The sequence below is a fragment of the Azospirillum endophyticum genome, from assembly GCF_016595245.1.
Classification (GTDB): domain Bacteria; phylum Pseudomonadota; class Alphaproteobacteria; order Azospirillales; family Azospirillaceae; genus Azospirillum; species Azospirillum endophyticum.
In genome coordinates, this window is the sequence record NZ_JAENHM010000090.1 from 14,499 (window position 1) to 29,950 (window position 15,452).

Consider the following 15,452-nt stretch of genomic DNA (forward strand, 5'->3'; position numbering starts at 1 on the left):
CGACGATGGGACGGAGCCGCATCGCCATCTTCGTGGACGGGGCCGACTGGCACACCCGGCGGCTGACCGCCGCCTTCGCCCGGCGGGGTGCGAAGGCGGCTGCGGTGTCGCTCAGCGCCTGCGGCTTCGGTCCGGACGGGCCGATAATTCCCGGCTTCGACGGTGGATTGCCCGACGCCTGTCTGGTCCGCACCATCTCCGCCGGCAGTTTCGAGCAGGTGACGCTGCGGCTGGGCGTGCTGCATGCGCTGGCCCATGCCGGGGTGCCGGTCGCCAACAATCCGGTTTCCATCGAACGCTGCGTCGACAAGAGCGCCACCGCCTTCCGGCTGGCTGCCGCTTGTGTGCCGACCCCGCGCACCTGGACCGTCGCCGATCCCGTCCAGGCGTCCGCCATCCTTGCCGCCCTCCATGCCGAGGGGCGGGCCGCAGTGCTGAAGCCGCTGTTCGGCTCGCAGGGCAAGGGGCTGCGCCGGCTCGATCCCGGCATGGGCCTGCCCGCTGCGGAGGAGGTCGCCGGCGTCTACCATCTTCAGGAGTATGTCGGGGCGGCGGATGGCGGCTGGTTCGACTGGCGCGTCTTCGTGGCGGACGGGCGACCGCTGGCCGCGGTGGTCCGTCAGGGCGACCACTGGATCACCAACGTCAAGCAGGGGGCGCGCTGCCACCCGGCCAATCCGGCGGGCGTGCTGGGCGATCTGGCGGTGGCCGCCGCCGCTGCGGTCGGCGCCGACTATGCCGGGGTGGACGTGATCCGCGCACCCGACGGCCGCTTCCTGGTGCTGGAGGTCAACAGCATGCCGGCTTGGCGCGGGCTTCAGGCGGTGACGCCGGTCGACGTGGCGCAGGCGCAGGCCGATCTGGTCCTGGCCCGACTGGCTTCGGCCTCACCTGTGTCGGCGGATGCGCGGAGGGCGGGATGAGCGCCCTGCTGCCGAACCCCGGCCATGATTGCCGGGCCTTGGTGGAGGAGGCCGTCTTCACCGCCTGCCGGCTGGAGCTGATGGCGCTGAAGCCCGGCAACGTCCACATCCACGCCGAAGGCCACGGCATGAGCGTGGCGCAGTTCCTGGACAGCGCCGCCGCCATCGCTCCCATCCTCGCCATGCCGGGCCGCCGGGTGGGGGAAGCGATCCTGGATGCCGTCGGGGCGACGCGGGAGATCGCCGGCTGCAATACCAATCTCGGCATCGTCCTGCTGCTGGCGCCACTCGCCGCTGCCGCGCTGTGCCGTGACAAGGGCGAGCCGCTGCGGCTGCGGCTGGCGCGGGTGCTCGACGGGCTGGATGTCGCCGACGCCGCCGACGCCTTCGCGGCGATCCGCCTCGCGCTGCCCGCCGGGCTGGGAGAGGCGGATCAGCATGACGTCGCCGAGGCGCCGCGCATCGACCTGCGGGCGGCCATGGCGGCGGCGGCCGACCGCGACCTGATCGCGCGGCAGTACGCCACCGCCTTCGCCGACGTCTTCACCTTCGGCGTGGCGCGCGGCCGCTCGGCCCTGCGCCGCGGCGCCGGCGCGGCGGAGGTGGCGAGCGCCATCCATCTGGGATTCATGGCGCTGCACCCCGACTCCCACATCGCCCGCAAGCATGGCGGGGCGGTGGCCGAGCGGGTGCGGCAGCAGGCGTTCCGGCTGGAGCGGCGCCTCGCCGTCGGCCCCTCCTTCGGCGGCAATCCCGATGCCGCCCGCCGGCTCCTTGCTTTCGACCGCGCGCTGAAGCGGCGCGGCCTCAATCCGGGCACCTCCGCCGATCTGACGGTGGCCTGCCTGTTCGTACTTCGGCTGGCCGGCGAACTGCCGGCCGGACCGTGGCCGCCGGACGATAACCGGCGGAGCTGCCTGAAACCAATCATCGTGAAACCAACCGACACAGGGGAAACGCAATGCCCAAGATCGACAAGGTTATGGTCGGCGAAGCTCTGGTGGGCGACGGCAACGAGGTCGCTCACATCGATCTCATCGTCGGTCCGCGCGGCAGCGCCGCCGAGACCGCCTTCTGCCAGACCCTGACCAACCAGAAGGAAGGCGTGAACGGCCTGCTGGCCGTGCTGGCGCCCAACCTGATGGTCAAGCCCTCCACCGTCATGTTCAACAAGGTGACGATCAAGAACGCCAAGCAGGCCGTGCAGATGTTCGGCCCGGCCCAGCGTGCCGTCGCCCTGGCGGTCGCCGAATGCGTTGAGGACGGCACCATCCCGGCGGACGAGGCCGACGACCTGTTCATCTCCGTCGGCGTCTTCATCCACTGGCAGGCGGAGGACGATCGCAAGATCCAGGACTACAACCACGAGGCCACCAAACTGGCGCTGAAGCGCGCGGTGGCCGGCAGCCCGACCGTCCAGGAGATGTTGGACGGGATGGCCGCCGCGGTTCACCCCTTCGCCGCCTCCTGACCGGCCGCGAAGGTTTCAGACGCGAAGCGGGCGAGCGTCCCGGCGTCAAGACGCCGGTCGTGGAGCGCGCTGGCCACCAGCACGGCATCGGTCCCGTGCGCGGCCAGCGCGTCCAGATCCGCCGCGTCGCGCACGCCGCCGGCCCCCCACACCCGGACCCCCGGGCGCCGGGCCGCCAGCGCCGCGATGCGGTCGAGGTCCGGACCCTCGCCCGAACCGACCCGGTCCAGCGTCATGGCGATCACCCGTGCGGGCCAGCGGCCGGCGTCCTCGTGCAACGCCGCCGGCCCCAGCGCTTCGCCCTGCCGGACGTCCAATGACAGCGCCACCCTGTCCTCTCCGGTCAGCGCCAGCGCCGCCTCCAGCGTCGTACCGTCGGTCTGGCTCTCGCTGCCGATCACCAGATGGCGGAGGCCGGCGTCGAGCCAGCGGCGGCAGTCGTCCGGCGTCGCCAGCCCGGCATCGATCCAGAAGGCGACCGCCGGCCAGCGTGCCTGGAGAGCGGCGACGGTGGCGCGATGGTCGCCGTTTCCGCGGATCGCGTCGAGATCGGCGACATAGCAGGCGCGGAAGGGTTGCAGCGCCAGCAGCGCGGCCACGATATCCTGCGGTGCCGATCCTGGGGTCAGCGCGCTTTCGATGGGGCGGTAGCGGTCGCGCTCCCCCCGCTTGGCATGAACCACCTGCCCGCCCAGCAGGTCGATGACGGGAACGATGTCCATGGAGAACAGCCTTCGTCGGGTTCTGGTCTGCGAGTATGTCACCGGCGGCGCGCTGTGCAACGCGCCGCTTCCGACGGAGCTGATGGCGGAAGCCAACGCGATGGTCGCGGCTCTCGTCGGCGATCTGGTCGCGCTGGATGGAATACACGTCACGCTGTGCTGGGACAACCGCCTTCCCCCGCCGTCCTTCCCGGCCGACCGGGTCGCCCTGTTCCCGGTGGCGCCCGGCGAGGATCCGGAAGCGCGCTGGCGCGCGGCGGCCGCCCTGTGTGACGTGGTCTGGCCGATCGCGCCGGAAAGCGATGGGCTGCTCGGGCATGTGGCGGCCCTGTTCCGGGACACTGGCCGGCCGGTGGTCGCCTGCGCCCCCGATGCCATCGCCCTCGCGTCGTCGAAGACGGCCACGGCGGAACGGCTGGCCGCCCACGGAATCGCCGTCATTCCCACCGTTCCCTTCGGTGCCCTGCCGCTGCCTGCCGCCCGCCATGTGGTGAAGCCGGACGATGGCGCCGGCTGTCTCGACACCTTCGTCGTCGACGACCTCGCCGCCTGGACGCCGCCGCACCCCGGCCGCTGGATCGTCCAGCCGCTGGTGGAGGGGGAGGCGTGCAGCCTGTCCATGCTGGTCGACAAGTCCGGCGGGGTGCGGCTGCTGGGCTGCAACCGGCAGAAAGTGGAGCGTGGTGAGGGGAGCTTTTCCTTCCATGGCGTGGAAGTCGGGGCGATGGAGCACCGCCGTGCTGCCTGGGAACCGCTGGCCCGCGCCATCGCCGCCGCGATTCCGGGGCTGCGCGGCTATGTCGCCGTCGACCTCATCGACCGGCCTGATGGCCCGGTGGTGGTGGAGGTGAACCCGCGCCTGTCGGTCGGCTATTCCGGACTGTCGCGGGTGCTGGGCTGGAACCCGGCTCGCGACATCCTGACTCTGTTCGACACCATGGCGGCCGACACCGGCCGGGAGGCCGCGCATGTCTGAGACTCGTGGATCGGCCGTGATCGGCTGGGACATCGGCGGCGCCCATTTGAAGGCCGCGTGGGCGGAGCAGGGGAGGTTGCGCGATGCAGTGCAGGTGCCCTGCCGGCTCTGGCAGGGGCTTGGAGAACTCGATGCTGCGCTGACCGAAGCACTGGCCCGTCTGCCGGCCGATGCCGACCATGTGATGACGATGACCGGCGAGCTGGTCGATCTGTTCGATGACCGCGCCCAGGGCGTCCACACCCTGATCGACCGCATCGGCGCGGCCTTGCCGCAGGGGCGCCTGCGCGTCTATGCCGGTCGGCGCGGGCTGCTGGCGCCGGCCGAGGCGCGCGGACAGGTGATGGACGTCGCCTCGGCCAACTGGATGGCGACTGCCGCCGTCGTCGCCCGGTGCCTGCCGGCGGCACTTCTGATCGACATGGGCAGCACCACCACGGACATCGTGCCCGTGCGGGACGGCAGTGTGGTGGCGCGCGGCGTCACCGATCACGAGCGGATGGCGGTGGAGGAACTGCTCTATACCGGGCTGACCCGCACGGCGGTGATGGCGATGGAGCGCACGGCGCTGGTGGCGGGCGAGCGGCTGCCGATGATGGCCGAGTATTTCGCCACCAGCGCCGACCTCTACCGCATGCTCGGCCGGTTGGACGAGGCCGCCGACCAGCACCCGGCGGCCGACAACGGGGCGAAGACGGTCGAAGCGAGCCTGCGCCGTCTGGCCCGCATGGTCGGGCATGATGCCGGCGACTACAATCCGGCGGTCTGGCGGGCGATGGCGGGCGATCTGACCGAACGCCAGCTGCGCCGCATCCACGATGCCGCCTGTCGTGTGCTGTCGGCCGGGGCGCCGCCCCTGCCGAGCGATGCGCCGGTGGTCGGGGCCGGCGTCGGGCGTGCCGTCGTGAAGGAGGTGGCCGCCCGGCTTGGCCGTCCCTATCTCGATTTCTGCGATGTGGTCGGCGCCCCCGGTCAGGACTGGGTCGCCAGTTGCGCCCCCGCCGCCGCCATGGCACTGCTCGGGTAAGGGGGCAGGGATGAGCCGAGCCTTCGTCAAGGAAAGCGACGCCGAAACCGAGGGGCCGTTGCCGCAGATCAACGGGCCCCTGCATGTGTCGGCCGCCACCGTCGCCGCCTGGCAGGAGGAGCTTGCCGCGGCCGATGCGGACATCGCGACATTGCGGGGCTGTGATGCGCCGGAGGACCGGCAGGCAATGAGCAGCGCCAAGCGGCGCGGCGACCTGCTCCGCGCCCGTTTGGCCGCCGCCGTGGTGGTCCGTCCGTCCGGTCCGGCGGAGGAGGCCGGCTTTGGCTCCGTCATCGTCGCCGAGGATGAAACCGGGCGGCGATGGACTTTCACGCTGGTAGGCGGGGAGGAGGCCGATCCCGCCGCCGGCCGCATCAGCTGGCAATCGCCGTTGGGGGAGGCCCTGATCGGTGGACGGGCCGGGGACGTGGTGGACTGGCCACGCCGGGACGGCCCTCTGTCCCTTACCATCCATTCGGTCTCGTCACATTGACCACTCGTAGAAATCCGAAGAAAAACTTAGGTATAGACGACGGACTCAGGTCGATCTGCGACAGATATTGAAAATTAGATTCAGTGGACACGTGTAACTAATCTGTCATAAACTGCGCCTCTCAACTGAAAATCTTGGGCAGTTCAGGGTAATTCCCAGAACAGTCGGTACCACGCCAACGCGGTGGTTCCGGTCTCGAAGAATCGTGTCTTTGAACAGGGAAAGAAAGGGCGCAGATGAAGACGTTTTTCCGGTCCGCGCTGCTCGCGGGCATGGTCGCGATGGCCCCGGTGGCGGCCATGGCCCAATCCGCCACCCCGCAACCGCTCGCCCATTGGCCGGCGGAAGCGGCGGCAAGCCTCAAGACGCTGGTGTCCGCCAATGCCGGCAAGGGCGCCTATGCGGTGTTCGACGCCGACAACACGCTCTACCGCTACGACCTCGAGGAATCCCTGCTGCCCTATCTGGAGCGCAAGGGCGTGCTGTCGCGCGAGAGCATGGATCCGTCCTTGAAGATCATCCCCTTCAAGGACGTGAACGGGCACAAGGAAAGCCTCAACAGCTATTATTACCGGCTGTGCGAGATCGACGATCAGGTTTGCTATCCCTGGGTGGCGCAGATCTTCTCCGGCTTCACCCTGGCCCAGTTGAAGGGCTTCGTCGACGAGATGCTGGCCGACGGCAAGCCGGTCCCCGCCACCTATTACGAGGGCGACGCGGTCAAGACGGTCGAGGTCAGCCCGCCGAAATTCTACACCGGCCAGCAGGAGCTGGTGAACCACCTGACCGCGAACGGGATCGAGGTCTATGTGGTGACCGCCGCCAGCGAGGAGCTGGTGCGGATGGTCGTCTCCGACCCGAAATACGGCTACAACGTCAAGCCGCAGAACGTCATCGGCGTCACCATGCTGCTGAAGAACCGCGCCACCGGCGAGGTGACCACGGCGCGCAAGCTGATCGCCGACGGAAAATACGATTGGGCGAAGACGATGGACCTGGAACTCGGCACCTATCTGTGGGCGCCGCTGACCTGGTTCGCCGGCAAGCAGGCGGCGATCCTCACCTACATCGACCAATGGAAGAAGCCGGTGCTGGTGGCGGGAGACACCCCGACCAGCGACGGCTACATGCTGCTCCATTCCACCGACGCGGCGAATGGCGGCCTGCGGGTCTGGGTCAACCGCAAGGACAAGTACATGAAGCAGATCAAGCAGATGTGGGAGACGGCCGCCGCCGGCCAGGCGGCCCAGCATCTGCCGGTCCTCGCCGACCGGAACTGGGTCGTCGTCCAGCCGAACGACATCCAGTGAGGCCAGCGGCTCTTGCCGGCCATCCTTGAAAGCACGAAGGCCCCGGTCGCATTGCGGCCGGGGCCTTCGCTTCAGCCGCTCGGTTGTGATCGGCCCCCATCCAGCGCACGCAGCAGCGGACGGATCTTCACCATCATCTCGTCATGCTCGCGGCCGGGATCGGAATCGGCGACGATGCCGCCGCCGGCCTGGGCGATGACGCGGTCGGCCGTGACGGTCAGGGTGCGGATGACGATGCTGCTGTCCATCGCCCCGTCGAAGCCGATCCAGGCGACCGAGCCGCAATAGGCGCCGCGGCGGGACACCTCCAACTCGTCGATGATCTCCATGGCGCGGATCTTGGGGGCACCGGTGATGGAGCCGCCGGGGAAGGTGGCGCGCAGCAGGTCGACCGGCCCCAGGCCCGGTTTCAGCCGTCCTTCGACCACCGACACCAGATGGTGGACGGAGGCGAAGCGCTCCACCCCGCACAGGACCGGCACCGTGACGCTGCCGATGCGTGCCACGCGACCGATGTCGTTGCGCAGCAAATCGGTGATCATCAGGTTCTCGGCCCGATCCTTGATGCTGCGCTCAAGCTCGCGGGCCAGGGCGTCGTCCTCTTGCGCGGTGGCGCCGCGTGGGCGGGTTCCCTTGATCGGACGGGCTTCCATGCGGCCGTCGGCATGCAGCCGGATGAAGCGCTCGGGCGAGGCGCTGGCGAGGCCGGCGCCGCCAGGCAGCGATAGGCAGGCCGCGAAGGGGGCGGGGCTGAGCGCCAGCAGGCGACGGTACAGGTCGAGCACCGACAGACCTTCCGGCCGGTCGGCCAGGAAACGCCCGGTGAAGTTGGCCTGGAAGATGTCGCCGGCGCGGATGTACTCCAGCACCCGATCCACCCGATGGCAATAATCGTCGCGTGCGATCTCCGGCCGCCAGGGCGCGGTGGCGGAGCGGGGCGGCGGCAGGGCGGGGGGCGCCGCCGCCAGGGTATCGGCGAAGGATTGCAGGCGGCGGGCGGCGCGGAGGCGGCGCCGGATCGGGCCGTGTTCGGGAAATCCGCTGGACAGGATCCAGCCGCGCCGATCCCGGTCGTCGAAGACGATGACGGTATCGTAGAGGCCGAAGGCCATGTCGGGCAGGCCGGTGTCGTCGCCATGGCGTGCCGGTAGACGCTCCAGCACCTGTCCCAACTCATAGCCGAGGAAGCCGACGGCGCCACCGGCGAAGGGAACGGGCAGGTTGGCGGGAATGGGCGCGCGGTGGGCTTCCAGCTGCCGTTCCAGCACGGTGAACGGATCGCCGGCGACGGCATCGCCGTCGACCGTGACGGAGCCGCAACGGGCTTCGACGGTGCGGAAGGGGTCGACGGCGACAATGCTCCACCGGCCCCGACCGCCTGCCTCCGCGGCACTGTGCAGAAGGGTGGCGAAAGGCCGGCCCGACCAGGGGGCGAAGGCGGCGACCGGATCGCGATAGGGGATCTCGCGGATCAGCAGCGGACAATCGTCGCCCGCGCTCTCTCCGGCCGGAAGGTCCCTAGCCGGAATGTCGAGGACCAGGCCATCCTGGGGCATGCGTCATGCTCCGATGCTGGCGGCGAGGGACTTCACCCAGAAGCGGAGCGGTTTGGCGGTCTCCTCGCGGTCGCAGGCGTCGCACCAGGACAGGGCGCCGCCGATTTCCGGCTCCAGCCGATAGCCCAGCCGCCGCCATGCGGCATCGGGCGTCCGGTATGACTTGGGCCGGCGGGGATGGTCGGTGGAGCGCACGATCTCACCGAAGGCGACAGCCGCGAACCGGCCGCCGCGGATATGGGATTCGCCGATCTCAAGCAGCGCTGTCCCGACACCCCTTCCGCGATGGGAGGGCAAGACCACCACCTCGCCGAAATAGAAGATCGAGCGCGGATCGCGGCCTGCATGGATGAAGGGGTCGCGCAAGGCGTCCAGTTCCTGGTCGAGCGGTGCGCCGGTGGCGGCCGCGACCATGCGGTGGCGGTCGAAGGCGGCCAGGATGAGCCCGCCCGGCAGGCTGGCCAGCCCCGACAGATAGCGTTCCTCGTAGGCGGCCGACCCGGGATAGAGATAAGGGAACTCGCCCAGCACCGCCAACCGCAGGACCGCCAACTCCTCCAGCCGGCCGGCCAGTGCGGCGCCGGCCAGCCGTTCCACCCGGATGTCGCCCGGCGGCGCATCGTCCACCGCCGTGTCGTCATTCAGCCGCGGCCCGTAGGGTGGCGCGGGCCGCGCCGGAAGGGCGGCGGCGACGCCCCCTTCCGGAAGAACCCCCGCGCTCACCGCGCCGGCACCGGCAGGAAGCGCCGCAGCAACGCGAAGCGTGCCGGGCGTGCGGCTGCAGCGGTCCGGCCGAAGCTCTGGGTGATGCGGTCGAGGATGATCGCCAGCAGCACGACGCTGAGACCGCTTTCGAAACCGAGGGCGATGTCCAGGCGCTGGATGCCCTGCAGCACCACGTTGCCCAGGCCGCCGGCACCGATCATGGACGCGATGACGATCATCGACAGCGCCATCATCATGGTCTGGTTCACGCCGGCCATGATCGAGGGCAGGGCGTTCGGCAGCTGTACCTTGAACAGAAGCTGGCGGTCGTGGCAGCCGAAGGCCTTGCCGGCCTCCACGATCTCGGCCGGCACCTGCTGGATGCCGAGCGCGGTCAGGCGGACGGCGGGCGGCATGGCGAAGATCACGGTGGCGAGGACACCCGGCACCCGGCCCAGCCCGAAGAACATCACGGCTGGGATCAGATAGACGAAGGCCGGCATCGTCTGCATGAAGTCCAGCGTGGTGCGGACGACGCTCTCGACCACACGGTTGCGCGCCATCCACACGCCCAGCGGCACACCCAGCAGCAGGCAGAGCAGGGTGGAGGTCAGGACCAGACCAAGGGTGGAGGCGGTCTCCGTCCACAGCCCCATGCCGACGATCAGCAGGAGGGACGCGACCGTGAAGACGGCGAAGCCGATGCCGACGCGCCAAAGGGACGTCGCGACGATCAGCCCGATCAGCAGCCAGGCCGGCGCCCCGACCAGCACGAAATCGACGGCGCCGCCGAAGCCGTTCACCACGGTCGCGATCGCGTCGAAGGTCGGCTGGAAATGGTCGAGCATGAAAGTGACCAGATCCTCGACCCATTTGCCGATTCTGATTTCGAAGTCCATCGGTCAATCCCCCCGAACCAAGGTGTGGAGCATGAGGGCGCGTGAGATGGCGCCGAGGAAGTTGTGGTCGTCGTCGACGACGGGCACCGGCCATTCGGTGTCGGCGACGAGGCCGAGCAGGGCGTGGATGGGCGTCGCGGCATTGACGGTGCGGACGTCGGGCAGGAAGGCGTTGACGAAGCGGGGCTGCGGCCCGTTCAGCTCGCGCTCCAGCGTCGTCTGCGAGACGACGCCTTCGAAGCGGCCGTCCTGGGTGCGGACATAGCCGAAATTGTGGTGGTTCTCGCGCAGCTGGTGCAGCGCCGGGGTCAACTCGCCGGGCAGGCGGATGACGGTGTTGCTCGCTTCGAAGCGTGCCACGTCGCCGGCGCGTAGCACCTTCGAGGCATCGACGTTGCGGAAGAAGGAGCGGACGTAATCATCGGCCGGGCGGCTGAGGATCTCGTAGGGCGTGCCGACCTGCACGATGCGCCCGCCTTCCATGATGGCGATGCGGTCGCCGATGCGCATCGCTTCGTCCAGGTCGTGGGAGATGAAGACGATGGTGCGTTGCTGCTCGCGCTGCAGGCGCAGCAGCTCGTCCTGCATCTCGGTGCGGATCAGCGGGTCCAGCGCGGAGAAGGCTTCGTCCATCAGCAGGATGGTCGGGTCGTTGGCCAGCGCACGGGCGAGGCCGACGCGCTGCTGCATGCCGCCGGACATCTCGCGCGGATAGCGATGGGCGTAGGTACCCAAGCCCACCTGTTCCAGCGCCTGCTGTGCCGCCTTGTGGCGCTCCGCCTTGGAGGCGCCGGAGATCTCCAGACCGAAGGCGGCGTTGTCCAGCGCGCTCAGATGGGGCATCAGGGCGAAGGACTGGAAGACCATGCCCATGTTGCGGCGGCGGGCCTGGATCAGCTCGGCCTTGGACATGCTGACCAGATCCTTGCCGTCCAACAGGATCTCGCCGCTGCTGGGCTCGATCAGCCGGTTCAGCAGGCGGATCATGGTGGATTTGCCGGAGCCCGACAGCCCCATGATGACGAAGATCTCGCCGGAGCGGACCTGAAAGCTGGCATCGAGGACGCCGACGTTGACGTTCAGCTTTTCGAGAACCTCCGCCTTGCTGGCGCCCTGGCGCAGCATCGACAGGGCGGGCTTGGGATCGGCGGAGAAGACCTTGTAGACGTTCCGCACCTCGAGGCGGATTGCCGCGTCGTCGCCGGTGCCGCTCCTGGCGGCTCCGCGGGGAAAGCCCAGGCTGGCCGGACCGCCGACCGAAACCGTGCTTCGCATCATCGTGGTCATCGACAGGCCTCCCCTGGCTTCGCGACAGCGTGACCTGTGATGCCGGGAGGATCGTTGTGCATGGTCATGGCAGTATTCCCTGTTCGACGAGGCTGTCGTAGATGGCCAGCGCTCCCGCTTCAGCTGTCGGGTTGACCAGCAGTTGGCCTTTTCCGCTCTTGCTCTCGGTCGCCGCCTTCAGCCGGTCCAGGGCCGAGCCGCCGCGTTTCACGCGCATCAGCTTGGGCTTTGGGCGCCATGGCCGATGCTCGCAGTCCGATAGGAAGAGATCGGCGGCCGCCTGGGCCGCCACCGGCTCGATGACGCCCCGCCGGGCGGGTCCGAAAGCGGACGGGCGCGCGGGCGGGGCGGACGGATGGATGGTCGCGACGAAGGGGCCGGTGACGATCAGCGCCCGTCGCTGTCCGCGCGGCAGCGCCTGGACGAGGTTCGCAGAGCCCGGCTTGGTGTCAGGCGCGTCGGCGGGGCCGATCCGCACCACATCCGGAACGACGGCGGCGTCGAGACCGCGGGCGATCAGATAGGGCAGCATGCCGCTGCCCTCGCCGTCCTCCGCCTGCCGGCCGGTCAGGATCAGCGACGGGGCGAGGCGGCGCAGATGGGCGACCAGCGGTTCGACCGGATCGCCTCCCTCCGGCAGGACCAGCAGAGTCAGTCGCTCCAGACCCATGCCGAGATAGGCCCGCAGCGCCTCGCCGTCGGCCACCGGTCCGGCATGGATCGCCGTCAGCCGCCGCGGGCGCAGCGCCAGCGCCATCTCCAGCGCCTGCGCGTCGGTGGCGGCGCGGCGGGCGCGGCCGGAGACCGGATGGCGGCCGATGGACAACAGGACGGCGACATCGAGCATGGCCCAGTCAATCATGGCTGCATCGGGCATGGCTGCATCAGGCATGGCGGCGCTCCCGGATCAGCCGGATCAGGGCGGGCATGACGGCCTGGGCATCGGCGACGATGGACAGGTCGGCGCGCTTGATCATCTCGGCATGGAGGTCGGTGTTGACGGCGATCACATGGCGGACGCCGGTGATGCCCTGGAGATGCTGCGGCGCTCCGGCGATGCCGAAGGCGAGGTAGCAGCGCGCGCCGACCACCGTGCCCGACGCGCCGACCTGCCGGTCGCGCGGCAGATGGCCGGCGTCGCAGACCACGCGGCTGCCGGCACGGGTGGCGCCCAGCGCCTCGCCCAATTCGGCGAAGCTCCGCCAGTCGGTGACGCCGTTGCCGGCACTGAGGATGAAGTCGGTTTCCGACAGCGACAGGGCGTCGGGATCGACGGCCAGCCGGCGGGCACCGCCCAGGCGGGGCAGGATCTCCTCCCCAGCCACCAGCGGGGTGGCGAGGTCGAGCGGCCGGGCCTCGTGCCGCACGCCGTCGAGCGGGGCGAAGGCGTCCGCCGCGACTGTCATCAGCGTGGTCGGGCGGTGCCCGGTCTCCCGCGAGCCGCCGGCCGACTGCCGGGTCGCGCGGTCGGGGCCGAGACCCTGCACGCCGGCGAACAGCCGCTCTCCCGCCGTGGCCGCGACCCGACGGGCGACGTCGCCGCCGTCGGCACTGTCCGGGAACAGGACATGACGGGGCGACAGCGCCGTCATCAGTGCCAACGTGGCGGCGGCGCGCCGTTCCGGCACGTAATCGTCGGCCCAGCCGTCGGGCAGGGCGACATGGCGGTCGGATCCGGCCTCGGCCAGCGCCTCGCCCGAGCCGGTCGAGACGGTCACCACCGCCCCGCCCCCGTTACCGCTGCCGCCCCCATCGCTGCCGCCATCGGCCAGCAATCGGGCGGCAGCGATCACCTGACGGTCGTGCTCGCTCACTTCCCCCCCGGGACGGTCGAGCATCGCAAGGACCAGATAGGCCGGCTCGGCAATCACCTGCAGCGGAATGGCGGGGACCGCGGCGACGAAGACGCCCGCCGCAGACGGGGTGCCGGCGGACGCGGTGTCGCGGGTCCAGTCGTAGCGCGGGCGCGGCTGACGCTGGACCAGGGCGGCCTCGTGAACGGCGCGGGGGTCGCGGCGACGCTCGTTGACCACCGCATTCGCGGCCGGCTGGCGCAGCAGGCGTGGACGGGAACCGGCCAGGACGGTGCGGGCGGCACGCTCGGCCCGGGGATCGACACGGCGGCGGGTGGTTGGGGGCTGGCTCATCGGGCGGTCTCCGTCGCGGCGAGCACCAGTTCGGCGATCTCCGCCACCTCCGGCCGGGGGCCGACCACGCCCTCCAGCATCACGACGCAGTTGGGGCAGGCGACGGCGACCATCGCGGCGCCGGTCTCGCGGGCATGCTCCATGCGGACGTCGGGGATGCGGCGCTCGCCCGCCACGTCGGTCAGCGGGGCGCCGCCGCCGCCGCCGCAGCAGCTCGACCGCAGGCCGGAGCGCAGCATTTCCCGGCGCTCCACCCCGATGGCGTCGAGCAGGGCGCGCGGCGCCTCGATCTCGCCATTGTAGCGGCCGAGATAGCAGGGGTCGTGGAAGGTGACGCTGCGTCCGACCGGCTTGGTCACCGTCAGCGCGCCGCTGCCGACCAGCTCCAGCAGCAGGGCGGTATGGTGGACGACGGTCCAGCGGCCGCCGAAAGCCGGATATTCGTTGCGCAGCGTGTGCAGGGCGTGCGGGTCGGCGGTGACGATGCGGGTGAAGCGCCGGGCGTTCAGCGCCGCCACGTTGCGGACCGCCAGCGACTGGAAGGCCGCCTCGTCGCCCAGCCGGCGGGCCACGTCGCCGCAATCCAGCTCCTCGTCGCCCAGCACGGCGAAGTCGACCCCGGCACGGCGCAGCAGCTGAACGAGCGCCCGCAAGGAGCGCTGGACCCGCAGGTCGAAGGCGCCGTCGCCGACCCACAGCAGGGTATCGCAGGACCCGCCGGCCGGCAGCCGGGGCAGCGACAGGTCGGCCGCCCAGTCCCAGCGCCGGGCGAGCGCGCGTCCGCCGGGAGTGTCGGTGGCGCGCAGCTCCTCCAGCATGACGGCGGCCTTGGCCGGAGTGGCGCCGAGTTCCAGCGTCTGGAAGCGGCGCAGGTCGACGACGGCGTCGACATGCTCGATCATCATCGGGCATTCCTGCACGCAGGCGCGGCAGGTGGTGCAGGACCACAGCGTGTCGGGATGGATCATCGCATCATGGCCGACCAGCGGCAGCGCCGCCCCGCCATGGGCCTTGCCGATTCCCCGGCCGGGGTGGGGGTTGCCGGCATAGGCGGCGTCGCTGGCCTGACCGTCCATGGCGACGACCAGATCCTGCACCAGCTTCTTCGGGTTCAGCGGCAGGCCGGCGGCATAGGCCGGGCAGACGGTTTCGCAGCGCCCGCATTGGACGCAGGCGTCGAAGCCGAGCAGCCGGTTCCAGGCGAAATCGACGGGACGCTCCACCCCCAGCGCGCCCGGCTCCCCGATGCCGGCATCGCCCTGCGGAGCGAGTGGCAGCGGCTTCAACCCGGTATCGCGGCCCGCGCCGTCGTGGAAGCGGGCCGGACGCGGATGGAAGGCGAGGTGCAGCGCCCCGTGTACGGCGTGCTTCAGCGGTCCTTTCCACACCCCCCACACCAGATCGGCCAACGCCACGCCGGCAATCGCGACCAGCACCAGGGCCAGCGTCTCCGGCATCACCCCGCCCATAGCTTGGTCGAGCGCCACCACCAGCAGGCAGCCGGAAAATCCCAGGAGCGACAGCGGAAGGCGGGCGAAGCGGCCCTGCGACAGCTCGCGCGGGCGGACCACCCGGCGCCGGTGCCGGACCATCAGGGCGCCGGCCAGCATCGCCGCGAGAACCACCGCCAGCAGCAGCCAGACGATACGCCACCCGGCGATGCCGGCACCCATCGCCACCAGCAGCGCGAGCGATGCGAGGAAGCCGCCGGCGACCAGCGCATGGAAGCGGGCGTTGAACGGGGTCCGTCCCACCACATGGTGGACATCCACCAGATAGCGGCCGGGCAGGGCGCGCAGCCCGGCGACCACATCGACCGCCGCCGGACGGCCGGCCAGCCAACGCCGCGACTGCCAGACGGCCAGCGCCGCGCCGATGGCGAGGACGGCAAGGACGACGGTGGTGAGAGCGGTGGCGATCACGTCGGACGGCTCCT

15 protein-coding genes are annotated in these 15,452 nt (G+C 70.4%); 7 read left to right on the forward strand and 8 right to left on the reverse strand.

The features are described from left to right. Positions 1 to 5: 5 nt before the first annotated feature. The 3 genes from JHL17_RS35555 to fae are packed head-to-tail and all read left to right on the forward strand — an operon-like array spanning position 6 to position 2,394. Positions 6 to 923 carry an ATP-grasp domain-containing protein gene (locus JHL17_RS35555; RefSeq protein ID WP_200199388.1) on the forward strand — a complete coding sequence of 306 codons (918 nt, stop codon included), beginning with the start codon at positions 6 to 8 and terminating at the stop codon, positions 921 to 923. Then, positions 920 to 2,011: a triphosphoribosyl-dephospho-CoA synthase gene (locus JHL17_RS37500; protein WP_247894059.1), complete on the forward strand. Its 1,092-nt coding sequence runs from the start codon at positions 920 to 922 to the stop codon at positions 2,009 to 2,011. The genes JHL17_RS35555 and JHL17_RS37500 overlap by 4 nt, the downstream gene beginning before the upstream one ends. Further along, a complete protein-coding gene (fae, locus tag JHL17_RS35560; protein WP_247894060.1) occupies positions 1,906 to 2,394 on the forward strand; it encodes a formaldehyde-activating enzyme in 489 nt (162 codons plus the stop codon). The genes JHL17_RS37500 and fae overlap by 106 nt, the downstream gene beginning before the upstream one ends. On the opposite strand, the gene JHL17_RS35565 is transcribed toward fae, so the two are convergent. Beyond that, positions 2,373 to 3,116 carry a HisA/HisF-related TIM barrel protein gene (locus JHL17_RS35565; RefSeq protein ID WP_200199390.1) on the reverse strand — a complete coding sequence of 248 codons (744 nt, stop codon included), beginning with the start codon at positions 3,114 to 3,116 and terminating at the stop codon, positions 2,373 to 2,375. The two genes, fae and JHL17_RS35565, sit on opposite strands and share 22 nt — an antisense overlap. On the opposite strand from JHL17_RS35565, the gene JHL17_RS35570 reads away from it, so the two are divergent. The 4 genes from JHL17_RS35570 (at position 3,115) to JHL17_RS35585 (ending at position 6,922) form a co-directional block, all read left to right on the forward strand. Next, positions 3,115 to 4,092, forward strand: a complete 978-nt coding sequence (locus tag JHL17_RS35570) for an ATP-grasp domain-containing protein (protein WP_200199391.1) — start codon at positions 3,115 to 3,117, stop codon at positions 4,090 to 4,092. The two genes, JHL17_RS35565 and JHL17_RS35570, sit on opposite strands and share 2 nt — an antisense overlap. Beyond that, a complete protein-coding gene (locus tag JHL17_RS35575; protein WP_200199392.1) occupies positions 4,085 to 5,119 on the forward strand; it encodes a hydantoinase/oxoprolinase family protein in 1,035 nt (344 codons plus the stop codon). Before JHL17_RS35570 ends, JHL17_RS35575 begins: the two co-directional genes overlap by 8 nt. 10 nt (positions 5,120 to 5,129) lie before the next feature. After that, the gene (locus JHL17_RS35580; protein WP_200199393.1) at positions 5,130 to 5,612 is read left to right on the forward strand and encodes a GreA/GreB family elongation factor; all 483 of its coding nucleotides are present in this window, start codon (positions 5,130 to 5,132) and stop codon (positions 5,610 to 5,612) included. 236 nt (positions 5,613 to 5,848) lie between these two features. Next, the gene (locus tag JHL17_RS35585) at positions 5,849 to 6,922 is read left to right on the forward strand and encodes an HAD family hydrolase (protein WP_200199394.1); all 1,074 of its coding nucleotides are present in this window, start codon (positions 5,849 to 5,851) and stop codon (positions 6,920 to 6,922) included. Between the two features lie 71 nt (positions 6,923 to 6,993). On the opposite strand, the gene pabB is transcribed toward JHL17_RS35585, so the two are convergent. The 7 genes from pabB to JHL17_RS35620 form a co-directional block, all read right to left on the reverse strand. Continuing rightward, positions 6,994 to 8,478 (reverse strand): aminodeoxychorismate synthase component I, encoded by a 1,485-nt coding sequence (pabB, locus tag JHL17_RS35590; RefSeq protein ID WP_200199395.1) that lies wholly within the window; start codon positions 8,476 to 8,478, stop codon positions 6,994 to 6,996. 3 nt (positions 8,479 to 8,481) lie between these two features. Beyond that, entirely contained in the window at positions 8,482 to 9,201 is a 720-nt protein-coding gene (locus JHL17_RS35595; protein WP_200199396.1) for a GNAT family N-acetyltransferase, read from the reverse strand. Continuing rightward, on the reverse strand, positions 9,198 to 10,082 hold the full coding sequence (locus JHL17_RS35600; protein WP_200199397.1) for an ABC transporter permease: 885 nt from the start codon (positions 10,080 to 10,082) through the stop codon (positions 9,198 to 9,200). Before JHL17_RS35600 ends, JHL17_RS35595 begins: the two co-directional genes overlap by 4 nt. A gap of 3 nt (positions 10,083 to 10,085) precedes the next feature. Further along, positions 10,086 to 11,369: a glycine betaine/L-proline ABC transporter ATP-binding protein ProV gene (gene proV, locus JHL17_RS35605; protein WP_247894061.1), complete on the reverse strand. Its 1,284-nt coding sequence runs from the start codon at positions 11,367 to 11,369 to the stop codon at positions 10,086 to 10,088. 64 nt (positions 11,370 to 11,433) lie between these two features. After that, positions 11,434 to 12,261, reverse strand: coding sequence for an electron transfer flavoprotein subunit beta (locus JHL17_RS35610; RefSeq protein WP_247894062.1), 828 nt, complete (start codon positions 12,259 to 12,261; stop codon positions 11,434 to 11,436). Beyond that, the gene (locus tag JHL17_RS35615) at positions 12,254 to 13,516 is read right to left on the reverse strand and encodes an electron transfer flavoprotein subunit alpha/FixB family protein (protein ID WP_200199398.1); all 1,263 of its coding nucleotides are present in this window, start codon (positions 13,514 to 13,516) and stop codon (positions 12,254 to 12,256) included. Before JHL17_RS35615 ends, JHL17_RS35610 begins: the two co-directional genes overlap by 8 nt. Next, the gene (locus tag JHL17_RS35620; RefSeq protein WP_200199399.1) at positions 13,513 to 15,438 is read right to left on the reverse strand and encodes a DUF3483 domain-containing protein; all 1,926 of its coding nucleotides are present in this window, start codon (positions 15,436 to 15,438) and stop codon (positions 13,513 to 13,515) included. Before JHL17_RS35620 ends, JHL17_RS35615 begins: the two co-directional genes overlap by 4 nt. Positions 15,439 to 15,452: the final 14 nt, after the last annotated feature.